At 43.9% G+C, this 24,749-nt stretch carries 24 protein-coding genes and 8 tRNA genes; 11 read left to right on the forward strand and 21 right to left on the reverse strand.

All coding sequences use genetic code 11. The features are described from left to right. Positions 1–174 precede the first annotated feature (174 nt). Both ACXAGV_RS06700 and ACXAGV_RS06705 read left to right on the forward strand, forming a co-directional pair. Positions 175–423 carry a type II toxin-antitoxin system Phd/YefM family antitoxin gene (locus tag ACXAGV_RS06700; RefSeq protein ID WP_334050127.1) on the forward strand — a complete coding sequence of 83 codons (249 nt, stop codon included), beginning with the start codon at positions 175–177 and terminating at the stop codon, positions 421–423. Beyond that, entirely contained in the window at positions 423–737 is a 315-nt protein-coding gene (locus tag ACXAGV_RS06705; protein WP_474872582.1) for a type II toxin-antitoxin system RelE/ParE family toxin, read from the forward strand. The genes ACXAGV_RS06700 and ACXAGV_RS06705 overlap by 1 nt, the downstream gene beginning before the upstream one ends. 148 nt (positions 738–885) lie before the next feature. On the opposite strand, the gene lnt is transcribed toward ACXAGV_RS06705, so the two are convergent. The 5 genes from lnt to miaB form a co-directional block, all read right to left on the reverse strand. After that, positions 886–2,400 (reverse strand): apolipoprotein N-acyltransferase, encoded by a 1,515-nt coding sequence (gene lnt, locus ACXAGV_RS06710; RefSeq protein ID WP_474872914.1) that lies wholly within the window; start codon positions 2,398–2,400, stop codon positions 886–888. Positions 2,401–2,502: 102 nt separating this feature from the next. Further along, a complete protein-coding gene (corC, locus tag ACXAGV_RS06715) occupies positions 2,503–3,360 on the reverse strand; it encodes a CNNM family magnesium/cobalt transport protein CorC (RefSeq protein WP_474872583.1) in 858 nt (285 codons plus the stop codon). Between the two features lie 116 nt (positions 3,361–3,476). Beyond that, positions 3,477–3,953: an rRNA maturation RNase YbeY gene (ybeY, locus tag ACXAGV_RS06720; RefSeq protein ID WP_474872584.1), complete on the reverse strand. Its 477-nt coding sequence runs from the start codon at positions 3,951–3,953 to the stop codon at positions 3,477–3,479. After that, entirely contained in the window at positions 3,950–5,032 is a 1,083-nt protein-coding gene (locus ACXAGV_RS06725) for a PhoH family protein (RefSeq protein WP_474835248.1), read from the reverse strand. The genes ybeY and ACXAGV_RS06725 overlap by 4 nt, the downstream gene beginning before the upstream one ends. A 28-nt stretch (positions 5,033–5,060) precedes the next feature. After that, on the reverse strand, positions 5,061–6,494 hold the full coding sequence (gene miaB / locus ACXAGV_RS06730) for a tRNA (N6-isopentenyl adenosine(37)-C2)-methylthiotransferase MiaB (RefSeq protein ID WP_474872585.1): 1,434 nt from the start codon (positions 6,492–6,494) through the stop codon (positions 5,061–5,063). A gap of 305 nt (positions 6,495–6,799) precedes the next feature. Here miaB and ACXAGV_RS06735 point away from each other — a divergent pair, with 305 nt between their 5' ends. The 3 genes from ACXAGV_RS06735 (at position 6,800) to ACXAGV_RS06745 (ending at position 8,742) form a co-directional block, all read left to right on the forward strand. After that, a complete protein-coding gene (locus ACXAGV_RS06735; protein ID WP_474872586.1) occupies positions 6,800–7,999 on the forward strand; it encodes an FAD-dependent monooxygenase in 1,200 nt (399 codons plus the stop codon). Next, complete coding sequence (locus ACXAGV_RS06740) at positions 7,999–8,175, forward strand: hypothetical protein (protein ID WP_474872587.1); 177 nt, start codon at positions 7,999–8,001, stop codon at positions 8,173–8,175. Before ACXAGV_RS06735 ends, ACXAGV_RS06740 begins: the two co-directional genes overlap by 1 nt. 84 nt (positions 8,176–8,259) lie before the next feature. After that, positions 8,260–8,742 carry a hypothetical protein gene (locus ACXAGV_RS06745; RefSeq protein WP_474872588.1) on the forward strand — a complete coding sequence of 161 codons (483 nt, stop codon included), beginning with the start codon at positions 8,260–8,262 and terminating at the stop codon, positions 8,740–8,742. 77 nt (positions 8,743–8,819) lie between these two features. On the opposite strand, the gene ACXAGV_RS06750 is transcribed toward ACXAGV_RS06745, so the two are convergent. Next, entirely contained in the window at positions 8,820–9,410 is a 591-nt protein-coding gene (locus ACXAGV_RS06750) for a TetR/AcrR family transcriptional regulator (protein ID WP_474872589.1), read from the reverse strand. Between the two features lie 152 nt (positions 9,411–9,562). Between ACXAGV_RS06750 and ACXAGV_RS06755 the strand changes: the two genes are divergently transcribed. After that, entirely contained in the window at positions 9,563–10,114 is a 552-nt protein-coding gene (locus ACXAGV_RS06755; protein ID WP_474872590.1) for a carboxymuconolactone decarboxylase family protein, read from the forward strand. Positions 10,115–10,288: 174 nt separating this feature from the next. Here the strand turns inward: ACXAGV_RS06755 and ACXAGV_RS06760 are convergent, their stop codons facing one another. Continuing rightward, positions 10,289–10,696: a hypothetical protein gene (locus ACXAGV_RS06760; protein ID WP_474872591.1), complete on the reverse strand. Its 408-nt coding sequence runs from the start codon at positions 10,694–10,696 to the stop codon at positions 10,289–10,291. A gap of 14 nt (positions 10,697–10,710) precedes the next feature. Continuing rightward, a complete protein-coding gene (locus ACXAGV_RS06765) occupies positions 10,711–10,893 on the reverse strand; it encodes a hypothetical protein (RefSeq protein ID WP_474872592.1) in 183 nt (60 codons plus the stop codon). A 184-nt stretch (positions 10,894–11,077) separates the two neighbouring features. On the opposite strand from ACXAGV_RS06765, the gene ACXAGV_RS06770 reads away from it, so the two are divergent. Next, positions 11,078–11,248, forward strand: coding sequence for a hypothetical protein (locus tag ACXAGV_RS06770; protein WP_474872593.1), 171 nt, complete (start codon positions 11,078–11,080; stop codon positions 11,246–11,248). 495 nt (positions 11,249–11,743) lie between these two features. Further along, the gene (locus ACXAGV_RS06775) at positions 11,744–14,305 is read left to right on the forward strand and encodes a TonB-dependent receptor plug domain-containing protein (protein WP_474872594.1); all 2,562 of its coding nucleotides are present in this window, start codon (positions 11,744–11,746) and stop codon (positions 14,303–14,305) included. A gap of 68 nt (positions 14,306–14,373) precedes the next feature. Here the strand turns inward: ACXAGV_RS06775 and ACXAGV_RS06780 are convergent, their stop codons facing one another. Continuing rightward, complete coding sequence (locus ACXAGV_RS06780; protein ID WP_474872595.1) at positions 14,374–14,931, reverse strand: acyl-CoA thioesterase; 558 nt, start codon at positions 14,929–14,931, stop codon at positions 14,374–14,376. Positions 14,932–15,023: 92 nt separating this feature from the next. Between ACXAGV_RS06780 and ACXAGV_RS06785 the strand changes: the two genes are divergently transcribed. The 3 genes from ACXAGV_RS06785 (at position 15,024) to ACXAGV_RS06795 (ending at position 19,142) form a co-directional block, all read left to right on the forward strand. After that, a complete protein-coding gene (locus ACXAGV_RS06785; RefSeq protein ID WP_474872596.1) occupies positions 15,024–15,644 on the forward strand; it encodes a flavin reductase family protein in 621 nt (206 codons plus the stop codon). A 49-nt stretch (positions 15,645–15,693) separates the two neighbouring features. Then, positions 15,694–16,350, forward strand: a complete 657-nt coding sequence (locus ACXAGV_RS06790; protein ID WP_474872597.1) for a cupin domain-containing protein — start codon at positions 15,694–15,696, stop codon at positions 16,348–16,350. Between the two features lie 218 nt (positions 16,351–16,568). Beyond that, entirely contained in the window at positions 16,569–19,142 is a 2,574-nt protein-coding gene (locus ACXAGV_RS06795; RefSeq protein WP_474872598.1) for a PKD domain-containing protein, read from the forward strand. A gap of 65 nt (positions 19,143–19,207) precedes the next feature. Here the strand turns inward: ACXAGV_RS06795 and ACXAGV_RS06800 are convergent, their stop codons facing one another. The 12 genes from ACXAGV_RS06800 to pth all read right to left on the reverse strand — a co-directional run bounded on the left by ACXAGV_RS06800 (position 19,208) and on the right by pth (position 24,749). Next, positions 19,208–20,614, reverse strand: coding sequence for an alanine/glycine:cation symporter family protein (locus ACXAGV_RS06800; RefSeq protein ID WP_474872599.1), 1,407 nt, complete (start codon positions 20,612–20,614; stop codon positions 19,208–19,210). 320 nt (positions 20,615–20,934) lie between these two features. Beyond that, a tRNA-Gln gene (locus ACXAGV_RS06805) sits at positions 20,935–21,010 on the reverse strand. Positions 21,011–21,014: 4 nt separating this feature from the next. Further along, positions 21,015–21,099: transfer RNA gene (locus tag ACXAGV_RS06810), tRNA-Leu, on the reverse strand. 34 nt (positions 21,100–21,133) lie between these two features. Then, a tRNA-Met gene (locus ACXAGV_RS06815) sits at positions 21,134–21,210 on the reverse strand. 52 nt (positions 21,211–21,262) lie between these two features. Next, positions 21,263–21,338, reverse strand: a tRNA-Gln gene (locus ACXAGV_RS06820). A gap of 2 nt (positions 21,339–21,340) precedes the next feature. Further along, positions 21,341–21,425: transfer RNA gene (locus tag ACXAGV_RS06825), tRNA-Leu, on the reverse strand. Positions 21,426–21,460: 35 nt separating this feature from the next. Then, positions 21,461–21,536, reverse strand: a tRNA-Gln gene (locus tag ACXAGV_RS06830). Between the two features lie 4 nt (positions 21,537–21,540). Further along, positions 21,541–21,625, reverse strand: a tRNA-Leu gene (locus tag ACXAGV_RS06835). A gap of 35 nt (positions 21,626–21,660) precedes the next feature. Then, positions 21,661–21,737, reverse strand: a tRNA-Met gene (locus ACXAGV_RS06840). Positions 21,738–21,908: 171 nt separating this feature from the next. Further along, the gene (locus ACXAGV_RS06845) at positions 21,909–22,910 is read right to left on the reverse strand and encodes a peptidylprolyl isomerase (protein WP_474872600.1); all 1,002 of its coding nucleotides are present in this window, start codon (positions 22,908–22,910) and stop codon (positions 21,909–21,911) included. Between the two features lie 124 nt (positions 22,911–23,034). Continuing rightward, positions 23,035–24,126: a redox-regulated ATPase YchF gene (gene ychF, locus ACXAGV_RS06850; protein WP_474872601.1), complete on the reverse strand. Its 1,092-nt coding sequence runs from the start codon at positions 24,124–24,126 to the stop codon at positions 23,035–23,037. Positions 24,127–24,167: 41 nt separating this feature from the next. After that, positions 24,168–24,749 carry an aminoacyl-tRNA hydrolase gene (gene pth, locus ACXAGV_RS06855; protein ID WP_474872602.1) on the reverse strand — a complete coding sequence of 194 codons (582 nt, stop codon included), beginning with the start codon at positions 24,747–24,749 and terminating at the stop codon, positions 24,168–24,170.

Below are 24,749 nucleotides of genomic sequence, written 5' to 3' on the forward strand. Positions count from 1 at the left end.
TGCTTATTCAACCGTTGGTACGAGTTAGGCAAATTTATGTCGTATTCCAATATATGGAGCTTGAATTGATGTTTGTTGCGTTAACCACGTTGCAACGATTGCAAGTTCTTATTGAACAAAATAGCTAATTTGGCTATTTTTGTCTTATCAAATCTAAAGTGGGGAATCAGGTCTATGAAAGTCATTTCAGCAACTGAAGCTAAAAATTCATTCGGGGAGCTCCTGATGAGTGCGCAATCTGAGCCTGTCTCAATTACCAGAAACGGCAAAGAGCAAGGCGTATTATTGTCCAGTAGAGAATACGCAGCGCTAAAGCGTCAAGCGCTAGTATCGGCTGTCCAAGAAGGTAGGAAAAGCGGTAGCGCAGGGGCTTTAGACATCGAGGTGATAAAAAATGAGGCCAAGCAACGAGCTGATTATTGATGCAAATTACGATATCAAATCTTGCAAAAGAGGATTTAATCGATATCTGGCTTTATGGTCATAAAGTGTGGGGCGAGTCATTAGCCGATAGATACCTAGATGACCTATACGGTGCAATTTCTTCACTTTCCTCAAGTCCTTTCCGTTATCCAGAATATAAAAATAAAAATGTTGCTCCGTTTAGACTTATGCCGATAAAAAATCACTTGGTAGCTTATGAAGTGAGTGGTTCAAATATCTTCATTGTGCGCATATTACACGAAAGTATGGATACGGTTTCCAGATTGTCGGTGAGTCCTCAGTCATCAAAGTGACTAGAAATAAGTCATTGTTTAACCATATCGCACTTTATTAGCGGACACGTCTGTTCACTAAATAATAATTCTCCAACTCAGAGCAGCAAATGTTTTAGCTCATATGTTTTCAGTTTTCCGTAACCCCTTTATATCATGCTGTATCGCTCTAGTTTCGGTTTATATATGACCTCTTAAGTATTATCGCAGAAGCTAAAAGAAGTAACGTCAATAACCAAACACCTAACTCCTGTAAATGGTAATAGGGAGTAAAACCGCGAGTTGCAACAACTGGCGCTGAAATATTACCTGCTATGAATTGCGGCAGACGAGCTGTTACTTCACCTTTATGGTTGATAAAAGCAGTTATGCCATTGTTTGTAGCTCTAACAACAGGGCGCCCCAACTCAAGAGCTCGCATTTGCGCTATTTGCAAATGCTGAGCTGGGCCGTGGGAGTGCCCAAACCACGCGTCGTTACTTACGGTGATTATCATGTCCGTATCTTCATACACATTTGCCATTACTTGGTGAGGAAACGCAATTTCAAAACAGATAGCGGGCGCTAAGTGAATGCCATTAGCTTCAAGATTAGCCTGCTGATAGTCACCACGAGAAAATGACGACATTGGTAAGTCGAACAGGGGAGCGAGCGGGCGTAGCCAGTCTTCAAAAGGTACAAATTCACCTACGGGTAAGAGGTGATGTTTCGAAAAGCGGTTATTGTGGAAATATTGGTAATCAGGGTATGTAGCATCTGGCGTGCGTTTACCAAGCACGATAAGGTTATTCCACGCTTCGTCTGTTTCCCAATTATAATTTACAATACCAGTTATAAGTGCCGTGTCTTCTTGAAAGGCTCTTTCATTAACTTTAGCAAGGTAAGGCTGGGCCAATGGCTCAAGCTTGGGAACGGCCGCTTCTGGCCATATAATTAAGTCGTTATCCCATAAGCTTTCGGTTAGTTTCCAATAGGTGTCCATAGTAGGGCCATCTTGCTCTGGCACCCATCGCAAACTTTGCGCAATATTACCTTGAGCCATACCTACCGAGTAGGTCTTTTTTGGCTCAACCCAACTATGCTGTTTAAGCAGGTAACCACTGGTAAACAAACACAGCGCCACCAATGTGGCATTAGCGAAAGTTCGCTTATTATGTATTAAAGCAAATAGGGTAGCGCTAACAACGATCAGCGCGCTTATTCCCGTTTCGCCAATAATAGGTGCAAAGCCAGACAGCGGGCTTTCTAACTGGCTGTAGCCTAACGATAGCCATGGAAAACCACTTAACATCCAGCTTCTAAGCCATTCAGCTACAATCCAGAAAAAGGGAAGTGCCATAGGCCAAAGCTGTGGCGAAAAATAATTTGCAGTAAACTTCGTCGCAAGAGCTGGGTATAGCGCTAAATAACCGCATAGCAATGCCATGAGTGCGACAGAGGCAATTAGAGGAAGCCCACCAAAGTCGGCAATACTCACATGTACCCAGCTTATGCCCGCTCCAAACCATCCCGCACCAAATAACCATCCGGCTAGAAAAGGGCGATGCTTAAGCTTTATGACCTGACGAATAGCTAGGGCAAGGGCAGGAATAGTTAAAAGCCACATATTAAATGGGGCAAAAGCCAGCGTTAAACTAGCGCCGCTTAGCAGAAGAAGAAAGTGGGGGGTAAACCGTTTCAGCATAGAGGTCATCTGATGGTGATTGATAGGTTTTGTATTCACAGGGTAAGCGCTTAAAAATTCGCGCTACCCTATGCTGAAATAAACGTTATTGTGACGATGTCTCTATTCCAATGAAGGCACTGAAACCTTTAGTTGAATAAGTCTGCGTTTATCAGAGTTTGTCACTTTAAACTGAATGTCGCCAATGGTGATTTCGTCATTGGTTTCTGGCATATGACCAAATGCTTTCAGCACAATACCGCCAATTGTGTCGGCTTCCTCTTCGCTAAACTTGGTCTCAAAGAACTCATTAAAATCATCAACTGGGGTTAAGGCTTTAACCGAGTATGTCGACTTATTTAATGGGCGAATATCGTCGGTACCATCTTCTTCGGTATCGTACTCATCTTCAATTTCACCCACGATGATCTCAAGAATATCTTCAATAGTGACCAGGCCGGACACGCCGCCGTATTCGTCTACAACAATAGCCATGTGATAGCGCTGTTGGCGGAATTCCTTAAGCAGAACGTCCACGCGTTTGCTCTCTGGAACAATAACCGCAGGGCGTAGGATATCTTTTAAATTGAATTCTTTTTCTGCGTTAAAAGCAAATGCAAGAAGGTCTTTTGCAAGCAAAATACCTTCGATATGGTCTTTATCTTCACTAATAACGGGGAAACGGGAGTGAGCAGATTCAAGCATTAAAGGTAGAAATTCTTCTACTTTCTTCTCTACATCGATAGTGGTCATTTGAGCGCGAGGGATCATAATATCTCTCACTCGCATTTCATTTACCCCAATAACCCCTTCAATCATTTCTCGGGTTTGTGGGTCAATAATTTCGTTTTGTTCAGCATCAGTAATAACCGATACTAACTCTTCTTTACTTTTCGGCTCGCCAGAAATCGAATTTTTTAGTTTATCTAACCAACTCTTGCCTGAGGAGCCGTTGGTAGAGTGAGGATTATCGTCGCTCATAATGTCCGTTTAATTGTTAGGTCAACGCCAACGTTAAAATGGTTCGTGCTGGTCGTCAATGTTTTATTGTCATTAAGTGTTAAAATGCTTTTATAACAACAGTTTATGATTGTTTGTTAGTCACTAATTTCGTAGGGGTTGATAATGCCAAGACTTGCAAGAATATCAATCTCTTTACTTTCCATTTCCTCGGCGTCTGCATCGTCAATATGGTCATAACCCATTAAATGCAATAGCCCGTGAACCGTCATGTGGGCATAGTGATCGCTCACTTGTTTTCGTTGCTCTTCAGCTTCGCGGCTTATAACCGGGGCACAGATAACGAGGTCGCCTAATAAGTTGATTTCAATCCCGGGGGGCGCTTCGAAAGGAAAAGACAGCACATTGGTTGGCTTATCTTTCCCTCTGTACTCGTGGTTAAGGCTTTGACTTTCGGCATCGTCAGTAAAGCGGATAGTCACTTCTTGATCACTTAAGCCTTCATACTTGAGCACAGCATTAGCCCAACGCTCAAGCTCTGAAGGTGAGGGAATGGCCGACAAAATAGCTTCGTCACCTTCAAATGCTTGCTGTACATCAATAATGGCGGTCACGATGCGTTGTCGTCTTTCGTTTGTGTCGCGCTATCGTTTTGAGAAGCCTGTTCACGTTGAAGTCGCAACGCTTCTTCTTTACGTTCTTTGCGAAGGCGTTCTTGTTCAGCGTCGTGCACTTCATAGGCTCTGACAATACGCGCAACCACAGGGTGGCGAACCACGTCTTCAGCGTTAAAGAAGTTGAAAGAAATGTCATCCACTTCGCTCAACACTTCAATAGCGTGGCGTAGACCTGATTTTGCACCGCGAGGTAAGTCTACCTGCGTGATGTCACCCGTTATCACCGCTTTCGAATTAAAGCCAATACGGGTTAAGAACATTTTCATTTGTTCTACCGTCGTGTTTTGGCTCTCATCTAAAATGATAAAGGCGTCGTTCAGTGTTCTACCACGCATATAGGCAAGCGGCGCAACCTCTATCACGTTGCGCTCCATAAGCTTTTCTACTTTTTCAAAGCCCAACATTTCAAACAGGGCGTCGTAAAGCGGTCGCAAGTATGGATCAACTTTTTGTGAAAGGTCACCGGGCAAGAAACCGAGTTTTTCACCAGCTTCTACCGCTGGGCGGGTAAGCAAGATACGGCGAATTTCTTGTCGCTCTAGTGCATCGACAGCAGCAGCGACGGCGAGGTAGGTTTTACCCGTACCGGCAGGTCCAATACCAAAGGTAATATCGTGGTTTACAATGTTCGCCACATATTGCGCTTGGTTAGGGTTACGCGGCTTAATAACACCGCGCTTGGTTTTAATATTCACTTCTTTGCCATAGCCGCCAGTTGCGTCTTTTTCAATAACGCGGGCTTCTTGAATGGCGAGATGCACTTGTTCTGCTTCTAGCTCGGGAATACGGCCCTTAATAGGCTGTGTTTCTATGTAAAGAAGCTTAAGTAATTCGCTGGCACTTTTTATTTGCTGCGGTTCACCCAACACCTTGAATGCGTTATTTCGGTAGGTAATCTCTACGCCTAACCTGCGCTCAATTTGTTTAATGTTGTCATCAAAGGGGCCACATAAACTCGACAAACGTTTGCTATCTGCCGGTTCTAATTCAAATTCATTACTAACCAATGTACTCAAGCTACTTTTTTCCTCGCTATAAATGTATTTAGGCTGGGTTAAATTGACCCACGCCAAGCTCATTAGGCAAATCTGCCTGATGCTTTGCCAAGATAGATTGGGGCGAAACGGCAACACGCAAGCCCATTTCACTTTCTCTGCGCACAACTTCGCCACGTAGTGAGTTGGTAAATACGTCTGTGATGTTTACATCAACGAATTCGCCAATCATGTCTGGTGTACCTTCAAAGTTTACTACACGGTTGTTTTCAGTACGTCCAGAAAGCTCCATTGGGTTTTTCTTCGACGGGCCTTCAACCAAAATCCGTTGCTCAGTGCCAACCATGTGACGCGCAATACGAAGGGCTTGCTGAGTAATACGCTGCTGTAGTAGGTGAAGACGTTGCTTCTTAGTTTCTTCACTTACATCATCCACTGCATCGGCAGCAGGTGTACCTGGGCGAGCACTGTAAATAAAGCTGAAGCTAAGGTCGTAATCCACAGCCTGAATCAAATCCATGGTAGCTTCAAAATCGGCATCGGTCTCGCCAGGGAAGCCAATAATAAAGTCGCTCGACAAACTAATGTTCGGGCGAATCTTCTTCAGCTTGCGCATTTTCGATTTGTATTCGATTGCCGTATGGCCACGCTTCATCAGGTTCAAAATACGGTCAGAACCGCTTTGAACAGGCAAGTGCAGGTGGTCAACTAACTCAGGAATAGACGCGTATGCATCTATGATATCGTCAGTAAACTCAACCGGATGAGATGTGGTGTAACGAATACGGTCGATGCCATCGATAGCAGCCACTAACTCTAGTAACTCAGAGAAACGACAAATTGTGCCGTCGTAATTGTCACCGCGATACGCGTTAACGTTTTGACCTAGAAGGTTTACTTCACGTACGCCTTGACCTGCTAGCTGTGCAATTTCAAGCAGCACATCGTCAACAGGGCGGCTTACTTCTTCACCACGGGTGTAGGGTACTACGCAGAACGTACAGTATTTTGAACAGCCTTCCATAATAGAAACGAACGCCGTTGGTCCTTCAGCGCGAGGCTCAGGCAAGCGGTCGAATTTTTCAATTTCCGGGAAGCTTACATCAATCACTGACTTTGCGCCGCCCTGAAGCTGATTGATCATTTCAGGCAAGCGGTGCAGTGTTTGTGGACCGAATACTAAGTCTACGAACGGCGCCCGCTGACGAATGGTATCGCCTTCTTGAGAGGCTACACAGCCGCCTACACCGATAATAAGTTCAGGTTTATCTTGCTTAAGTGTTTTCCAACGTCCCAGCTGGTGGAACACCTTTTCCTGTGCTTTTTCACGAATAGAGCAGGTGTTAAGCAAGATAACATCGGCTTCTTCAGCACTTTCAGCAGCACTGTAGCCATGCGTTGAGTCTAGTAAGTCTGCCATTTTTTCCGAGTCGTACTCGTTCATTTGGCAGCCCCAGGTTTTGATATACAGCTTTTTAGTCATAACAACTATTCGATAACCTGTTAGTGTTCCTGTAAGTGAAAGCAGTTTCACCCTTGTTTAGCAAAGGTCGCTGCCAGAATGTTGTCTTACGTGCGGCGCTTAAATCGCTACGCAAAAAACAGTGATAGTGTCAGTTACAGGAAGATGTTCAAAATAGCCGCATATTTTACCTGTTATGTAAGCATATTCCCAGTATCTTGAGACGATTCGTGAAGAATTGATCTAGGGCAAGCCTGTTCTACGTTTTACTTCACAGCGCTTTATGTTTTAAGACATAATGCAAGTGCGTGTTTTAAGGAGAGTAAATGGTCGATTTTTGTATAAATGGCGGTGGTATGGTCGGCGCTGCGCTCGCGTTGGGACTTGCTAAGCAGCAGTTTAAGGTAGCAGTGATAGAGCCGTATCTACCGGCACCTTTTAACCCCGAGGATGGGCCAGACTTAAGGGTTTCAGCTATCAGCGAAGCATCGGTGACTCTACTAAAAGCCCTTGGCGCTTGGGAGCACATAGTTGCTATGCGCGTAAAACCATACACTGGTCTTAGCGTATGGGACGACCCAGCCCATCGAACAGACTTTACCGCGCAAAGTATCGACATGCCTCAATTGGGCTTTTTTGTGGAAAACCGTTTGTTGCAGCTTGGGTGTCACGCAGCATTAAAGCAGTTTGACAATGTTGAGCTAATCACGGGCGAAGCGGTGCAAGATATTCAATTAGCAAATACTGCTACCGTTATGCTTTCTAGCGGCAGAACGATAGATGCTAAGTGGCTTATTGGCGCAGATGGCGCAAACTCTCAGGTAAGAAAAGCGGCCGGTATTGGCACCACAGGTTGGCAGTACGCGCAACAGGCAATGGGCATCACTATCAAAATGGACAAACCCGTTGAGCCCATTACCTGGCAACAATTTACCTCAAGTGGCCCAAAAGCCTTTTTGCCTATGTTCGACAACTATGCCTCGCTCGTGTGGTACGACTCGCCCGACGAACTAAAACGGATTAAAAGTTTAAAAGCGAGCCAACTAGAAAGTGAAATTCTTGAAACCTTTCCTGATGAACTCATTAAAAATGACAACAGCTTTTCTGTTGTAGACAAAGCGGTTTTTCCGCTTACCCGTTCCCATGCTAATCACTATGTTAAAGGCTGTTGCGTGTTAATTGGCGATGCAGCGCACACCATTAATCCATTGGCTGGGCAGGGCGTTAATTTGGGTTTTAAAGACGTAGAGACGTTTCTTTCTGTGAGTTCAGAGTTTAAACCTAATGGGTACGACTGCCCATTATCGATAATCGGTGATGCATTTTCGCAAAGGCTTATCAGTAACTATGAAAGACCACGTAAACGAGATAACTTGGTAATGATGACGGCAATGGATGGGTTTTATACCTTGTTTAGTAATGATATTGCCCCCATAAAATGGGTAAGAAACCAGCTGCTTTCTGTGGCGCAGCGCATAGAGCCTGCAAAACAAGAAGTGCTCAAATATGCAATAGGGTTACGATAATGGAAGTATTAATTTTACTGGCAGTATTGTTCGGTGCATTGGCATTAATTATACCGCTAATTGAGCGCTCTAAGATGCGTATCAGTAATGAAGATGCGGCCAAATGGGCGAAGTGGATTTGGCCTTTGATGGGAATATTGCTTGTTGCGCAATTATTGCGTTTGTTCTTCTCCTAAAAGCTTTTGCTTAGGTTTGTAAAGTCACAAAATCTTGCCATTTACTTAAGCTAACTCGATTCCTCACTAAAAAGGTTCAAAGGAATGACCGTACAATTCTCGCAAGGGTTCTCTAATCAATGTCCGTTAGTGAGTTTAAAAGGCTACAGCCTTTACTATATTTGGCAAGGACATCCAACAGAAGAAGGCGAAAAACACTTTTATCAGTTGAAGAATAAACCTGATCCCGAAAAAATTGAGGTGATGTCTGCCTGTTGGGACGGCTATACAGGACATTACGAGCTAAGTGTTGAAGGAAGGCTTATTCTCTCTCAGTTTTATTATTTTCTTCCCGACGGTTTAGGGGAGTCGGATGCCTTACTTGAGGAGCTGCAAGGCGACTTTTACTTAGAGTTTAGAACCCACTTTGAAGGTGACCAGTTATACGTCCCCTTTGTTGATGGTAAAGTAATTGATGACCAAGAACACTGGGTTGACATAAAGCGAACTTATGCTAGTTCGAAAACTAGCAAGAATAACTTTTTCGCTTGGATAAAGAGCGTTATTCTGGGGCGTTTGTCTAATTAAGCCATATTCTATGCAACTGCTTCCAAAGCACTCATTGTCAAAATACGCTGTTTCAGCCCCTTTATCTGTCATTCACATTAATGCGTTTTTTGAGGCCATTGGCCTTTTAAATCGATCATTACCTTGTCGATCATCTGAATAGTTGCTTCGTTTTCATCCTGCATAAGTGCAAACGCTCGTAAACCCACGAACTGATTTTGGAGCCACTCTGCAGCCTGTTTCGTTGGCGTATGTTCGGGCAATTCAGCGTTTTCTATACAGGCTTCAACAATATTTCTAAAGCCAGATTTAAGCGTTTGCATACTTTCAAGCACCGCTTTTTTGGCAACATCACCAATGAGTTCTAATTCTGCAATAGACTTAACCAGTAAGCACTGGCGCATATAGCGTTGCTCATCCGGGCCAGTTAATGCTGTTTCAAAAAAGTGGTAAAGCGCATTTAGAGGCGATTCGGCCTTTGCTACTTGGCTTAATCTTGCTGCGCTATTCTGCGCATACTGTTCAATAACAAGCTTGAATAAACCTTCTTTACTTTGAAAGCGAGCGTAGATGCTGCCGGGGCGCATGTCTAACGCTTGTTGAATATCGCGCATACCCGCAGCATGAAAGCCTCGCTGCCAAAAAAGCATAGTGGCTTTTTCAATAATGTCATCGTGATCATATTTCATAGCTGCATACCTTATGCGTGAATATTTTGAACATGTGTTCAATTATCGCTTGAACGATCGTTCAAGTAAACATATTATTACTCTCACATTAAAGAGGTAAGGGTAATCAAAAGGGTTACTTTAGCTTCTAGTCACATCAATAGGAGAGTGATATGAGCGATTTTAAATTACATACTAAAGACACAGCGCCAGAAGCGGCAAAACCACTAATTGATAATTCGGTTAGCGCATTCGGCATGCTGCCTAACCTTCACGCAGTAATGGCTGAGGCGCCGACCTTGCTGGAAGGCTATCAAGTGCTACACAAGTTAGCGCAGGAAACATCGTTTAATGCAGAAGAGTTGACGGTTGTTTGGCAGGCAGTAAATGTAGAGCATGCCTGTCATTACTGCGTACCAGCGCATACCGGCATTGCGAAAAGCATGAAAGTCAGTGATGACTTAATTGAAGAGCTACGCAAAGATGAAACACTGTCTGACAGCAAATTGAATACGCTTAAAGAAACTGTGTTAGCTGTAACTCGCGGACGCGGCAATGTTGACAGTGCGCAGCTAGATGCATTCTACAGTGCTGGCTACCAACATCAGCAACTACTTGAAATTATTCTTATTCTGGCGCAAAAAGTGATGAGTAACTATACCAACCACTTGGCCGAGACTCCGGTAGATGAGCCATTTAAAAAATTCGAGTGGTCACCTAATTAAGAGTTTTTATCGGGGAAATAAAAGCTCAGCTTTTGTTTCCCTCATCTATTTACCGACAAACGGCTTTTTGTATAAATACAGGCATTGTAGAACCGCCAGTAGTCCCGCACTAAAAAATATATAAATTAGAATCGCAGACAGCATTACTTTTCCTCAACTTTATTTTTACTAGCTTTACTGCGCTAACTGAATGGTTTCCAATAGCCAACGTTTAGCGGCCGCTTTGTTGTTAAACACTTCAATTTTATCTCCAGCTCGTTGATAGATACTGCCGAAATGCTGCGTGGCGAAACTGGGCGAATTTGATTTTTCTACAAGCAATGCGGTACCGACTCTGCCATTCTCTATATCTTTTTTTACAAGCTGAATGAGGTGCGTTTCTGCGTCAGGTACGTGAATCGGCTCGCCATAAATGGTTACCATTACTCCCCAAGGTGCGCCTCTTAGCTCTTCTAGTATCGACTTAGCCTGGTCGGTTGAATGTTGAAGCGCTTCTACATTCCAAGGTCCGTGTCCTTCAAGAATAAGTATGCGCTCTTCCCGGTGAACATACACTTCGCCATGGGGTATGAAACGGGTCATTTTAACCAGCTGATTTATGAGGCGATTGGTAGCTGAGGCTCAAGCTCTTCAGCAGTATTGAGCGCAACAATTTCTTCATAACCTTTTTGCTGCAGCAGAATTTTTAAATCATTTCGTGATTCACATTTTGTGCGCTTGGCAAGCGCTATAGCTTCAATGAAACAAGATAGGTGGGTTGTTGATTGTGCCTGTGTCATATACTTCTCATTTTGTTGCGTTGACGGGACAACTTTGTCGAATATTGAAGTCACTCATGTGACGTTTATGTGACTTTTTTATGAAAAAAATCAATAAAAGTTCAATATTAACCTTGAAATGTATATACATTGAATATACGTTTGTAGTTCGATTTGGTGCTTCTTACTCATAAAAGCGGTCGAGATGTCTGAAAAAAGCAATAAAAAGAAGAAAAAGAATAGTCAGATGATTATTCGTATTAATGACGAAGAAAGAGCGCAGTTTATCGCGCTTTGCGATTCTTTGGATACGTCTGCGGCTCGCGAAGTAAGACGCTTCATTCGTGAATTCATTGAACAACACAATGAAGAATAAATGCTGTTAACCAGCGATACACTACAAAAGAAACTAAGGATATAAAAATGGCTAAGAAAAAAGAAATCAAAAAAGAGATGAAAGTAGCTAAGGCAAAAATAGCTAAGCAAGAAAGCAAACTAAAAAAGCTAAAGAAAAAGCTTAAAAAAGCATAACGCTATGTAATGCTTGAGAAGGTGGCTACGGCCACCTTTTTTCATTGCAAAAGCAGAAAAACTTTGTTCAATATTTTGTCCCTTAAATCCCACCTGTCATCGATATTTCTAAATTATTACAACTTTAGTATTGTGCGGTGGAATATTTTTGTGATTTACTCACCCCACAGCATATTTGCTTACCACTTCTAATAATTATAAGTCTAGTCAGACAATTCGGCGTTTAGCAGTACCCCAACAACAGAAAAAGAAAATGTATCTGTAGGTCTTTTTTTCTACTCGGTAGAGTAAGAAGCACAGTTTTCAATGCATTAAACACATAAAATTCAGGAACATCACAATGCAACAGGCAAAATTTAACGCTTCTGTTTTTAAGCTTTCCTTAATCACTTCTGCAATAGCAGGCATGCAATTTTCTACTTCATCACTAGCACAAGAACAAACTGCAGTTGATGAGCAAGATGTTGAGCAAATTCAAATTGTAGGTTCTCGCCGGGTTGGCCGAACTGTTAATGACTCTCCCGTTCCAATCGATATCATTGATGCGTCCTCGATAGAAGCAACGGGCCTAACTGAAACCAACATGATTTTAAATCAGTTACTGCCTAGCTTTAACTTTCCTCAACCGTCTATTACCGACGGCACAGACCACGTACGCCCAGCTCAGCTTCGAGGCTTGGCGCCAGATCACACGCTGGTTTTGGTAAACGGTAAGCGTCGTCATACTTCCGCGCTGCTTAACCTTAACGGTTCGGTTGGCCGTGGTTCTTCTGCGGTAGATTTGAATGCTATTCCTGCTAACGCTATCAAGCGAATTGAAGTCTTGCGCGACGGTGCTGCGGCACAATACGGTTCAGACGCTATCGCCGGTGTTATCAATATTGTATTAAAAGACGCCGCTGAAGGCGGCGAAGTATCGGCAACGTATGGTGCTAACGTTACAACGATGGACGGCGTACCAAACCTTGAAGGGGTAAGTATCGGTGCTGACGGTAATTTAGCATTTAATGAGGGCAGTGACCGAGAGGTAACCGACGGTCAAACCTTTACTCTTCGCGGTAACATGGGCTTTGAGTGGGGCGATGATGGTTTTGTTAATGTTTCAGCAGAGTATCGTGACCGCGGCCAAGCAAATCGTGCTGACTACGATCAGCGAGAAAACTATGCCCGCGATGCAGAGGGTAATCTAGACCCACGTGACCTCACCGTAAACCGCTACAACCATGTTTACGGCAACGGCGAGGTAGAAGACTACGCGCTGTTTATTAACGCAGGTAAAGCGCTAACTGACAGCGTTGAGTTTTATACTACTGCTGGCTATAGCACGCGAGACTCTCTTGGTAGTGGTTTTTACCGTCGTGCACAAGACTCACGCAATATCGTTGAGATTTATGAAGATGGCTTCTTACCTTCTATTCAAACCGATATTACCGATATGTCGCTTATCGCTGGAATTAAAGGCTATGGGGATGTCTGGAATTACGACCTATCGTTAACTCACGGTGGTAACGAGCTAGAATACGGTGTAGTTAACACACTTAATACGTCACTTGGCCCAACAAGCCAGACCGAATTCGACGCGGGTACCCTTGAATATGATACGACTATAATCAACGCTGACGCGTCTCGTCTTGTCGATACAGGGCTGTTTTACAGCGAAATGAACTTTGCGATGGGCGCAGAATACCGTCATGAAAGCTACGAAATAACTGCTGGTGAAGAAAACTCTTACATTCAAGGTACCTTTGGGCCAGGTGGAGCTGTGACAGACCCGGTTGATGGGCCATTTGGCGCCGCTGGCTCTCAGGTATTCCCTGGCTTTACCCCAGAGTCTGCAGGTGACAATAGCCGTCACAACTACAGCTTTTATGTTGATTTAGAAGCTGATGTGGTTGAGAACTGGAATGTAGCGGTGGCCGGTCGCTATGAAGATTATTCTGACTTTGGCAGCACGTTTAACTGGAAAATGTCGCACCGTGTAACGCTAAGCGATGCTTTTGCCCTTCGTGCGTCGGTATCAACAGGCTTTAGAGCACCGTCTCTTCAGCAGCAGTTCTTTACCTCTATTGCCACCGTATTTGTTGATGGCGAGCCAACTGAGACGGGCACTTTTGCTCCATCAAGTGAAGTTGCGCAAGCGCTCGGTAGTCCAGGGTTAGATGCGGAAGAGTCGACTAACTACAGTGCCGGTTTTACTTACTCGCCCACAGCTGACTTCAACTTAACGGTAGATTTTTACCGTATTGACATCGACGATCGTATAGTGCTGTCTAACAACCTTTCGGGTGACGCGATTGAGGCCTTGCTAGAGGGGACTGGAGCAAACCGTGCACGCTTTTTCCTAAACGCTATCAACTCGCGCACTGAAGGCGTGGACATTGTGTCTACTTACACCTTAAACACATCTGATTACGGTACGTTTAATTTTAATGCTGGCGCTAACTTTAATGACAACGAAGTGACAGACATTCTAGATGCTCCTGACGTGCTGCAAAACGCTGGGTTCGACCAAGATAACCTGTTCAGCGATGTGGAGCTTCGTCGTTTTGAAACAGCTTCACCCGACAGCAAACTGAACTTAGGTGTTACGTGGAATTACGACCGTTACACAACAACATTACGTACCACGCGTTACGGTGAAGTGGAGGACCCGTCGTCCATTGAAGCACGCAACGAAATTATTCCTTCAGAATGGATCACAGATCTTGACGTTCGCATTGCGCTAACAGAAGGGCTTACTGTTTCTGTAGGTGCTAACAATATCTTTGATGTATACCCAGAACCAACGCGAGATTTGGTGGATGATGTAACTACATTCTCTCGCTTATTCTCATATTCTGGCTTCTCGCCTTACGGTTTTACTGGCCGTTTTGTTTACGGAAAAGTCTCGTATAGATTTTAATTAGCATCGGTTCTCAAAAGCAGAAGGCCAGTTGATTAATACTCAACTGGCTTTTTTATAACTATTACTTATTCATTTTTCTCAAAAGTAACTGCACAGCGATGTTCATTTAAAAGGGCAAAGTCTTCTTTAGGAATGAAAGCGTCGTAGTCGCGTTGTAGCTTAACTTGCGCTTCCTTGCGAATTTTACTGCGGCGGATAGCCGTTACGAAGTTGCGCATTTCATGGTGGTTTGTGAGTTCTAATTCAGGCACAGAGACCGGTGTGCCGGTGTCATCTTTTGCCACCATTGTAAAAAAGCTATTGTTGGTGTGCTTAACTTCGTTTGTTTTAATGTTTTCCGTGGTGACTTTTATTCCCACAACTAGCGACGTGTTCCCTACATAATGTACAGTAGCATCAAGGTGAAGCAGGTCACCAACCTCCACGGGTTGTAAAAATTCAACGCCATCCACAGTTACCGTAACGCAATACGCACCTGCATGCTTGCTCGCGCAGGCATAGGCGACCTTATCCATTAAAGATAAGATAACGCCACCATGTACTTTTCCGCCAAAATTAGCGAATGACGGTACCATTAACTCAGTGAGTCTTGTTCTTGAAAAAGCGACACTACGTGCAGTCATAAACAACCTTTAATCTTAAGCCCTTGAAAAACGCCGTGAAAGCGTTCATATCAATAGTAGTTTTACCCTACCACACATTTTAAGGAATGGTTTTGTCACAAACGCATTTTTATCAACCAAAAGAAGGTCATGGTCTGGCTCACGACCCGTTTAACGCCATTATTGCGCCTCGACCAATTGGATGGATATCTACTCAGTCGAAAGCGGGCGTGCTAAACCTTGCCCCTTATAGCTTCTTTAACGCCTTGAACTATACGCCGCCTATTATTGGGTTCTCTGTTGTAGGCAGTAAAAAAGATTCTTTGATAAACGTGCAAGAGACAGGCGAGTTTTGTTGGAACTTGGTATCGGAAGATTTGGTTGATGCAATGAATACAACAAGCAAACCTTTAGCACCAGAAGAAAGCGAGTTCGACCATGCAGGGCTGCAAACTATCGACAGTGAAATTGTGCAGGTTCCTCGCGTAAAAGCGAGCAAGGTGAGCATGGAGTGTAGGCTAACCGATGTAGTACAGCTTAAGTCGGCCTCAGGCGATGAAGTGAATAGTTGGTTCATTATGGGCGAAGTGGTGGGCGTACACATTGATAAGTCGCTGATTGAAAACGGTGTTTATAGCACGCTAAAAAGTGCGCCAGTTTCACGTGGCGGAGGACGTGGTGATTACTACACTATATCCCAAGAGAATTTTTTCGAAATGCTAAGACCTGAGTAAAGGTCTTTAATAGAGTATCGGCAAAACTTAATCCTCATTGGTGACCTAGATGTTAAATATGAACTTTGATGAACGCTTGGCAATAAACACGCAGTTGCAAGAGTGGCAAGCATCACCATCGTCTACGGTATGGCGAAAGCCATTAGAGCGTGAAGCGAAAGAGTCGGGCCATACAACTAGCGTAGTGAAGTACGAGCCTGGCGCTAGCTTTAAGCAGCATAGTCATCCGTATGGTGAAGAAATTTTGGTGCTTGAAGGCGTGTTTTCCGACGAGCATGGAGACTACCCTGCAGGCACTTACCTGCGCAATCCACCGGGCAGTAAACACAGCCCGTTTAGTAAAGAAGGCTGTGTGATATTGGTTAAACTGAATCAATTCGATAAGCGCGACTTGGCTGAGGTTAGGGTGAATACAAATACCTCAGAATGGCTGCAAGGGCAGGGCGGCTTGCAAGTGATGCCGCTTCATAATTTCGAGCATGAGCACGTTGCCTTAGTTAAGTGGCCAGTGGGTGAGGTATTTAAGCCTCACAAACATTTTGGTGGCGAAGAGATTTTCGTGCTGTCGGGTACGTTCAAAGATGAGCATGATGATTACCCCAAAGGTACCTGGATTAGAAGCCCACATATGAGTCAGCATCATCCGTACGTTGATGAAGAGACAATAATTTGGGTTAAGACAGGGCATTTGCCAGTGGCGTTGTAAATACAATGATAAAATAGGACTTGAAAAGAGGGGGATTACTGTTTAACTTTTCGCGTTGATTATCAGCAGAAAATTCGAGCATTCTTACCGTTTAAAAACATGGATAGTTTTAGTTGTCGCGTTTTGGATAAAGTTAAGTAAGTTTACCTCTCTAAAGCATTGCCTCTTCTATTTTTTCCGATGTTCTTATAAAGCATGCTCATAATTACGAGTGTAATATGAACAGCATAGTTAACCTTATCAAACATAGTGCGGCTGCCGTCGTCACTTTATCGGTATTATCAGCATGCGGAGGGGGAGGCGGAGGTTCCTCATCCCCTTCACCTACCCCTGTAACACCTACTACACCTGCGCCTGCCCCAAGCGGACTTTTTAGCAAGTATGAGGGGCTTAAAAATGAAGCTGTCGTAGACAGCACATCTGCCTATGATATTGCTTATTATGTAACATCTGCGCTGGATACATCGGTAATGTTAGTGCATTCAGATGAATTCCCTTACGCGCGTTTCGACCGTGTGTTAACCAATCACGAACAACCTTCTGGATTAGACTGTGAGTCTGGGCAATTAATTGTTGGTGAGCTAAAGAATGATACCTCTGAGGTTGAATACATAAATTGTGCTTTGGGGCCCTATACTTTTGATGGAAAAGGTACGTTGTCTGTATCGTCCGTGTCTTCTAATGGCGAGTCGTTTGAAGGGACTCTTTCGTTTGATAGCCTAACCATCGACAATTCACGAATGGTTGCAAACTTCGAGGGTACGATTGAAGCATCTGTTGGTGAACAATACACAGAGTCAGCCATAGTAAAGGGACTGCTTACCTACGCGTCATCAGGTGTTACGGTGTTTATTGATGACGTAGACATAGACACCACGATTTCCGAAAATAACCCTGTGTTAGTGCCTGAAGGAAGAATCTACATTTCTCCTTATGGTTATGTTGATATTACAACTATGCGGCCAGGCTCATTCACCTCACCGTCTCTAGCCCTAGCTATCGCGGGTTCAAGCACACTTATAATCAAAGAAAAAGAAGAAGGGCTTGTCTCTGTTGGCCTTTTCAGCGATATCAATAATGCTGAAGAGCCTGTGCTAGTTATTCCTTTTTCTTTTATCGGTAATCAAAACTATTTAGATACTGAAAATACGGCGCCGCTTGTGAGTATGGCTTCTACGTCACTTGAAGCTGACCGCAACGAGTTTGTGTTATTAGATGCAAGCGAAAGTAGTGATGCTGATAACGACCTTCTTACTTTCCAGTGGAGCGTTCTATCGGCCCCTGAAGGTGCTAACGTTACATTTCAAAATAACGGCTTTAACAATACTCGCGTAAGCTTTACTCAGTCTGGCCAATATCAGCTTCAAGTTATCGCTTTTGATGGAAAGGTTGAATCAGACCCTGTAACGGTGTCGGTTTATGCTAAACAAAGCCAGCCACAAATAGAGCTTGCAAGTTTATCGTCTAATCTTCAGGTGGGAGAAGTATATTCAAATAATATTGAGATATTAAATCCAGAGGGTAACGGACCTTTTGAATTTAGGTTAGTTACCTCGCCTTTAGATATGCAAATAACCAATGACGGTAGCATTGAATGGAACGCCTTTGTGCCTAATTTTGGCTATCCGTTAGATGTTAATTTTGAAATAGAAGTGAGCAATCGCGATTATGCAACAAGGCTCAAACACACCCTTACAGTGGCTACTAACAGCACAGCTGACCCAGTAGTAGAAAATTTAACTTCAGACGCAGACTATTACGAGGTGTTGGGAAACATTGCTGCCACAAGTGACGGCTATGCGGTGGGGAGTTTGAAAGGGGTATTTAGTTTAAATGAAGATAGAAGTTCCTCATTTACTGAAAAAGCGGCTGCTGAACTAGAGCCTACCTTTATTTCTTTGTCGACCACATCTCTTGATACTTACGGTTGGGAAATATTTGACTCTACGTTAGTGAGAAAGGGTTTTAATAGTAATGCAGTGTCAGAATATGTAATTGGTGTAAATGGCGGTCCTCCAGAATTTAAGTTTGTTAACGTGGCTGGTGTTGACTATATCCTTGTAAAGATGAGCCGAGAGCTGTTCATTGTTGAACAAGACAGCATGCAGGAAGAGGCACAAATAACCTTATGGGGCCTTGAGGGGAGCGGACCAGTCCGCGGGCTGAGTAGTTATACTTGGCAAGGAAAACACTATATTGCAATTATTGTCGACGATCATCTCGTTATTTTACAAAAGACACCTGAAGGCTTTGAAGTCTTTAGAAAAGTTAAATACCCAACGGATGAAGAGTTGTATCTTGTGGAAGACGAGCCCGCTATTGTGAACACGACGTTTGATGATACTCCGTTTATATCTATCATGGTTAGGGAAAGAATTAACGTTAACAGTACCAACCCACAAGCGCTTCTTTTTAATCATATTTATAATGTTGTCGATGATAGCTTCGTTTCTGTTTACTCTGATTCAAGCATTGAGACCTCTAGAATTACATCAGCACTTCGCCTTGACTACTGTAGCGAGTTCTCCGATACAAAAGCCCACGGGGTGACATATGTCATTACCCCAGAGTTTAACTTAACGGATGATTTGCAATATGATTCTAGGCAAGCTAAATCAAAAGTATACGCACTAGATATGCGTTCAGGCGAACTTATATGGGAGTCTGACTTTTTAATGGCAGACTCAGAATTAGAAGCTAGTTTGAATAATAATATTTACTGTGACGAAGATAGCGAAGGAAATGTCAGGTTAACCTTTGCTACCGGCAAGGTACTTTATCAAACCCATTAAAATTGCTATATAGAAACAAGAAGGGGCATCAATGATGCCCCTTTTTTTTAACTTAAAATGTTGGGTTAATCCCAAATACCATTTTCTGACTTACCCTGTATTTCACAGTCGCCCGCTTTGTACTCCATGTTTGCGCCACTGTCTTTTTTCTTAAAGTAGTCTTTGCTGATAGACACAATAGTTGGCGTCATCCATACAATAGCGATAATGTTAATAACCGTCATCAAGCCTAGTGCCATATCGGCCATGGCCCATACCTGAGGTAGCGCTGCCTGTGCTCCCCAGTAAATCATGCCTAAATAACCAATAGTGTAGACTGCACGGCCTATTTTATTATCCAGTTTAAACATGTGAAGGTTACTTTCGCCATAGGCGTAGTTTGCCACTACAGACGTAAAAGCAAATAAGCTGATGGCGGCTGCCACAAAGTCGGTACCACCTTCGCCTAAGTGACTGCTCATGGCGTCTTGGGTTAGGCGTATGCCTTCCATTTGATCAGAGCTTGAACCGCCAGCAAGTAAAATGATAAACGCCGTCGATGTACACAGTATTAGTGTATCTAAGAAAACACCGAGCATCTGAATGTAGCCTTGAGATACCGGGTGATTAGGATTTGGAACAGCACTTGCCGCTGCGTGCGGTACAGAGCCGCTGCCCGCTTCGTTTGAATACAGTCCGCGCTGAATACCATTTTTAATGGCAGCGCCTAGTGCACCAGCCCCCGCTTCTTGTAAACCAAACGCCGACTTCACGATATCAAGCAGCATGGCTGGCAGTTCGGAAATATTAATGAAGGTAATGGCAAGCGCCACTAGCACGTAGCCAATCCCCATGAAGGGAACGACAAACTCGGCAAAGCGGGCGATGCTTTTAAGTCCACCCACAACAATTAACGCTGCTAAGGCAATAATGGCTAGGCCAACATATTCAGTAGGGAAGGAGTACGCATTGTTTAACGCATCGGTAATGGTATTAGCTTGAACGGCACTGAAAACGAAACCGTAGCCAAAGAACAAACACAGCGAGAAAGCAACGGCTAGCCAAGTTTTGTTCAAACCTTGCTTTATGTAGTACGCAGGTCCGCCACGGAACTCGCCGTTTTCGTCACGTACTTTATATAGCTGACCTAATACACTTTCAGCAAAGCCGGTGGCCATACCGAGAAGGGCAATCATCCACATCCAAAATATAGCGCCCGCACCGCCTAGCGATATAGCTACCGCAACGCCAGCTAAGTTACCGGTACCCACGCGGGCAGATAAACTGGTACATAAGGCTTGGAATGAACTTATGCCGTCTTTAGTCGAGGTGTTACTGCCTTTAAGCAGGCTAAACATATGGCCGAAGTGTCTAAGCTGTACACCGCCTAGTTTTACGGTAAACCAAATACCACATGCCAATAGCATGATAATAAGTACCTGGCCGTCTCCCCACAGAATATTGTTAACTAATGAAACGAATTCGTTTATCACGCACTTTCCTTCGTTATTGTTTTAATAGCTGCTCGGCGTGTAAAGATGAACTGAACATGACAGGTGCGTTGTCAGAACAAACGCTTCAGTTTAAGCAAACATATATTTGCTAAACCTTAGGATAAGCCGAGCTATATCGATAAAGAACCAATACTAGCACGACAGTTAAATGATTGGACAATGAAAACGTACTGAAACTATGACGTTTTATGCTCGCATATAGCAAATTTATTCATTTATGGGGGAGAAGAACACATTTGCTGAACAAAACGAGAGTACAAACAAAAAAGCCGCTCAAAAGAGCGGCTTTTTCAAAAATATGGCTGGGGTAACAGGACTCGAACCTATGAATGGCGGGATCAAAACCCGCTGCCTTACCAACTTGGCTATACCCCAATATTGGTGCGGAAGGAGAGACTTGAACTCTCACGCCGTGAAGCACTGGAACCTAAATCCAGCGTGTCTACCAATTCCACCACTTCCGCAATGTAGACTTCCAATTAAGGAATAAGTAAAAGTTGGTGGCTACGGCGAGATTCGAACTTGCGACCCCATCATTATGAGTGATGTGCTCTAACCAACTGAGCTACGTAGCCTAAACTTTTATCTTCAATAAAAAGCCGCTCGATGAGCGGCTTCTCAAGAATTTGGCTGGGGTAACAGGACTCGAACCTATGAATGGCGGGATCAAAACCCGCTGCCTTACCAACTTGGCTATACCCCAAATGGTGCGGAAGGAGAGACTTGAACTCTCACGCCGTGAAGCACTGGAACCTAAATCCAGCGTGTCTACCAATTCCACCACTTCCGCGTAGACGCTAGCTATAATAGTCATTCAAAAAAGAATGGCTGGGGTAACAGGACTCGAACCTATGAATGGCGGGATCAAAACCCGCTGCCTTACCAACTTGGCTATACCCCAGTCGTGGTGCGGAAGGAGAGACTTGAACTCTCACGCCGTGAAGCACTGGAACCTAAATCCAGCGTGTCTACCAATTCCACCACTTCCGCGCAGCTAGACTTTCCTAAAAGAGATAAGTGAGAATTGGTGGCTACGGCGAGATTCGAACTTGCGACCCCATCATTATGAGTGATGTGCTCTAACCAACTGAGCTACGTAGCCTTGCTATTCTCTTCCCTCTCAGGAAGTGGCGCGTATTATGCGTATATGACTGGCAACCGTCAACCCCTTTTTTACTAACTTTTTTTAAATGCTCATTAAGTGTGCGCATTAGGGCGAAATACGCACAAAAAGCCGTGAATTTGAACAACTTGCAAGGGTTAAAGTACGCATTTACCAAGCTTTGTCACTAGCTTTTGTTTGGTAATAACACACGTCAATAGCGCGCGGGCCGTAGGTATTGTCATGAAAAAACGGGTTATCTAGGTTTCTTCCCGTATTAGCCCGCTTTTTGTATTCTTCATGATGTGGCGTTTGTAAAAAGAAAGGCGTTGAGTTGCCATTATGTACAAAAGCCTGCTTTATTTTACTCTCTTGGGTTATGTTATCTAGTACACCGCCTGTGTCCTTGTTGCCTCTAGGCAATTTTTGAAGTAGCTCCATACCTTTCACAACGCGGCCAACTACCGACATATTTCTGTCTAAGTGTCGTGGTGCTTGGCCAATCACAATATAAAACTCCGTACTGGCCGTATCTTTCTCGCTATTGCGAGCAAAAGCCACCACACCTGGACAGTGAAGCCCCCACATTTCTTTGCGGCTTTTATCAATGCCCACGGGAAAGCCATCTAAAAAGCCGGTGTTTGGCGCAAAAATACCTTTGGTTTCTACTAGGTTTACGTTGCTGTTGAGCGGTTGGGTAAATTCAGCGTTGATTGGTTTAAGCAGTGTCGGCGGAAATTTTGAGGCATCGTGAGTATCGTTACTGCCTGCCTGTGCCACAAATCCGTCTACCACTCGATAAAAGGCCTGTTCGTTATAAAAGCCTTCGTCTATTAAACTTTTAAACCTGGCCACATGTTTTGGTGCAAGAGTAGGGTGAAGCGCAATGACCACATCACCATAGGCTGTCTTAAAGGTCACAGTATTACTCTGAGGCACTTGATACCAACTGGCGGTGTTACTCGCTATAGCTGGCGACCTTTCAATAGCATCGCTGCTGACTTGTACATTCACTGGGTTGGCTCGAGGTTCACTTGCAAAAGAAAAATTAGCAAGGCTTAACAAGCACAACGCTTTAATTGAGGTTCTTAATACTGAAAATCGTTTCGCGTGCTGTGATTTGTTGCAAGATAAAGTTAAAGGGTGTGAAGCGGTAAGCTGATTAAACGTCATTGCAAAGGCCGTTAGTTTTTTACTAGTTATATCAGCCCTATGTACGCTTCACAATTGTTTACCGCAAACAAAAAAGCCACCTTGCGGTGGCTTTAGTAAACAGTGCTAATTTCTGAATTAGAAATTATACGTTAAAGCGGAAGTGGATAACGTCGCCATCTTTAACAATATAGTCTTTACCTTCTAAACGCCATTTACCTGCATCTTTAGCACCTTGTTCGCCATTAAATTCGACAAAGTGATCGTAGCTCACTATTTCGGCGCGAATAAAGCCTTTTTCGAAGTCGGTGTGAATTTTACCTGCTGCTTGCGGTGCCGTTGAGCCTTCTGGGAAGGTCCACGCACGTACTTCTTTTACGCCTGCAGTAAAGTAAGTTTGAAGCGTAAGTAGGCTGTAACCCGCACGAATTACGCGGTTAAGACCTGGTTCTTCTAACCCCATGTCTTGCATAAACTCTTCACGCTCGTCGTCTTCAAGCTCTGCAATATCAGACTCGATAGCCGCGCATACTGCAACTACAGTAGCATTTTCGCCTGCTGCAATTTCTTTTACTTGGTCAAGGTACGGGTTGTTTTCAAAGCCGTCTTCATTCACGTTAGCAATGTACATGGTTGGCTTAAGAGTAAGCATGTTCATGTAGCTGATTGCGGCAAGCTCTTCTTTCGTTAGTTCAAGTGAACGAAGTAATAAGCCTTCATCTAGGTGCGGCTTAATCTTCTCAAGCACTTTCATTTCGTACTTAGCATCAGCGTCGCCGCCTTTAGCGCGTTTTGCTACACGGTGTAGTGCTTTTTCTGTGGTTTCTAAATCAGATAGCGCAAGCTCGGTATTAATAACGTCGATGTCATCTTTAGGGCTAACGCGACCTGCAACGTGAACAATGTTTTCATCGTCGAAGCAGCGAACCACGTGACCGATAGCGTCGGTTTCACGGATGTTAGCTAGGAATTTGTTTCCTAAACCTTCACCTTTAGAGGCACCTTCTACCAAGCCAGCAATGTCTACGAACTCCATGGTAGTAGGAATAACGCGTTGTGGATTTACAATTTCAGCCAACTTGTCCAAACGAAGATCTGGCACAGGTACTACGCCTGTGTTTGGCTCGATGGTACAGAAAGGGAAGTTTGCCGCTTCGATACCTGCTTTTGTTAATGCATTGAAAAGTGTTGATTTACCTACGTTTGGTAGGCCAACAATACCGCATTTAAAACCCATGGTATGGATCCTTAGTTTGGAAAAGTGAAAACTGGCTAGGTTTACCCTTTGTGAGAGTGCAACCTGTTCTGTGCTTGCTTAAGGTCTTCTTTCAGCAAAATTTCGGTACAGCGTACCGCTTCATCAACGGCGCTTTCAATAGCTGCCTTTTCATCTGCTGGTGGCTTACCAAGAACATGGCCGGTTACTCGGCTTTTATGACCTGGATGACCAATACCTATGCGCAAACGCAAAAAATTCTTGTTGTTACCCATTTTAGCCACAATGTCACGTACGCCGTTTTGACTAGAGCTGCCGCCAATTTTGTATTTTGCAATACCTGGGGGCAAATCTAATTCGTCAAACGCTACTAATATTTGTTCTGGTTCTATGCGATAAAAATTAGCCAGTGCTGCTACAGCTTGTCCACTTTTATTCATAAAGGTAGTGGGATAGAGCAAACGGACATCTTTGCCTGCAATAGTAATGCGAGCAGTTTTACCGAAGAATTTGGTTTCTGGTTTTAGCGGGGCGTTGTAGGTGTCGGCAAGTTGGTTTAGAAACCATTCACCGGCATTGTGTCGGGTATTTTCGTATTCGGGGCCTGGATTACCCAGACCCACGATAAGGCGTATATCAGCCAA

Source organism: Alteromonas sp. ABH4_453 (assembly GCF_056160665.1).

Coding starts and splice junctions, on each gene's coding strand:
- ACXAGV_RS06700 (WP_334050127.1), top strand. CDS start 175: ATGAAAGTCATTTCAGCAACTGAAGCTAAAAATTCATTCGGGGAGCTC.
- ACXAGV_RS06780 (WP_474872595.1), bottom strand. CDS start 14,931: ATGACTGCACGTAGTGTCGCTTTTTCAAGAACAAGACTCACTGAGTTA.
- ACXAGV_RS06735 (WP_474872586.1), top strand. CDS start 6,800: ATGGTCGATTTTTGTATAAATGGCGGTGGTATGGTCGGCGCTGCGCTC.
- ACXAGV_RS06745 (WP_474872588.1), top strand. CDS start 8,260: ATGACCGTACAATTCTCGCAAGGGTTCTCTAATCAATGTCCGTTAGTG.
- ychF (WP_474872601.1), bottom strand. CDS start 24,126: ATGGGTTTTAAATGCGGTATTGTTGGCCTACCAAACGTAGGTAAATCA.
- ACXAGV_RS06750 (WP_474872589.1), bottom strand. CDS start 9,410: ATGAAATATGATCACGATGACATTATTGAAAAAGCCACTATGCTTTTT.
- lnt (WP_474872914.1), bottom strand. CDS start 2,400: ATGCTGAAACGGTTTACCCCCCACTTTCTTCTTCTGCTAAGCGGCGCT.
- ACXAGV_RS06760 (WP_474872591.1), bottom strand. CDS start 10,696: ATGACCCGTTTCATACCCCATGGCGAAGTGTATGTTCACCGGGAAGAG.
- ACXAGV_RS06770 (WP_474872593.1), top strand. CDS start 11,078: ATGTCTGAAAAAAGCAATAAAAAGAAGAAAAAGAATAGTCAGATGATT.
- ACXAGV_RS06705 (WP_474872582.1), top strand. CDS start 423: ATGCAAATTACGATATCAAATCTTGCAAAAGAGGATTTAATCGATATC.
- ACXAGV_RS06795 (WP_474872598.1), top strand. CDS start 16,569: ATGAACAGCATAGTTAACCTTATCAAACATAGTGCGGCTGCCGTCGTC.
- ACXAGV_RS06740 (WP_474872587.1), top strand. CDS start 7,999: ATGGAAGTATTAATTTTACTGGCAGTATTGTTCGGTGCATTGGCATTA.
- ACXAGV_RS06765 (WP_474872592.1), bottom strand. CDS start 10,893: ATGACACAGGCACAATCAACAACCCACCTATCTTGTTTCATTGAAGCT.
- ACXAGV_RS06775 (WP_474872594.1), top strand. CDS start 11,744: ATGCAACAGGCAAAATTTAACGCTTCTGTTTTTAAGCTTTCCTTAATC.
- miaB (WP_474872585.1), bottom strand. CDS start 6,494: ATGACTAAAAAGCTGTATATCAAAACCTGGGGCTGCCAAATGAACGAG.
- ACXAGV_RS06790 (WP_474872597.1), top strand. CDS start 15,694: ATGTTAAATATGAACTTTGATGAACGCTTGGCAATAAACACGCAGTTG.
- ACXAGV_RS06845 (WP_474872600.1), bottom strand. CDS start 22,910: ATGACGTTTAATCAGCTTACCGCTTCACACCCTTTAACTTTATCTTGC.
- ACXAGV_RS06755 (WP_474872590.1), top strand. CDS start 9,563: ATGAGCGATTTTAAATTACATACTAAAGACACAGCGCCAGAAGCGGCA.
- corC (WP_474872583.1), bottom strand. CDS start 3,360: ATGAGCGACGATAATCCTCACTCTACCAACGGCTCCTCAGGCAAGAGT.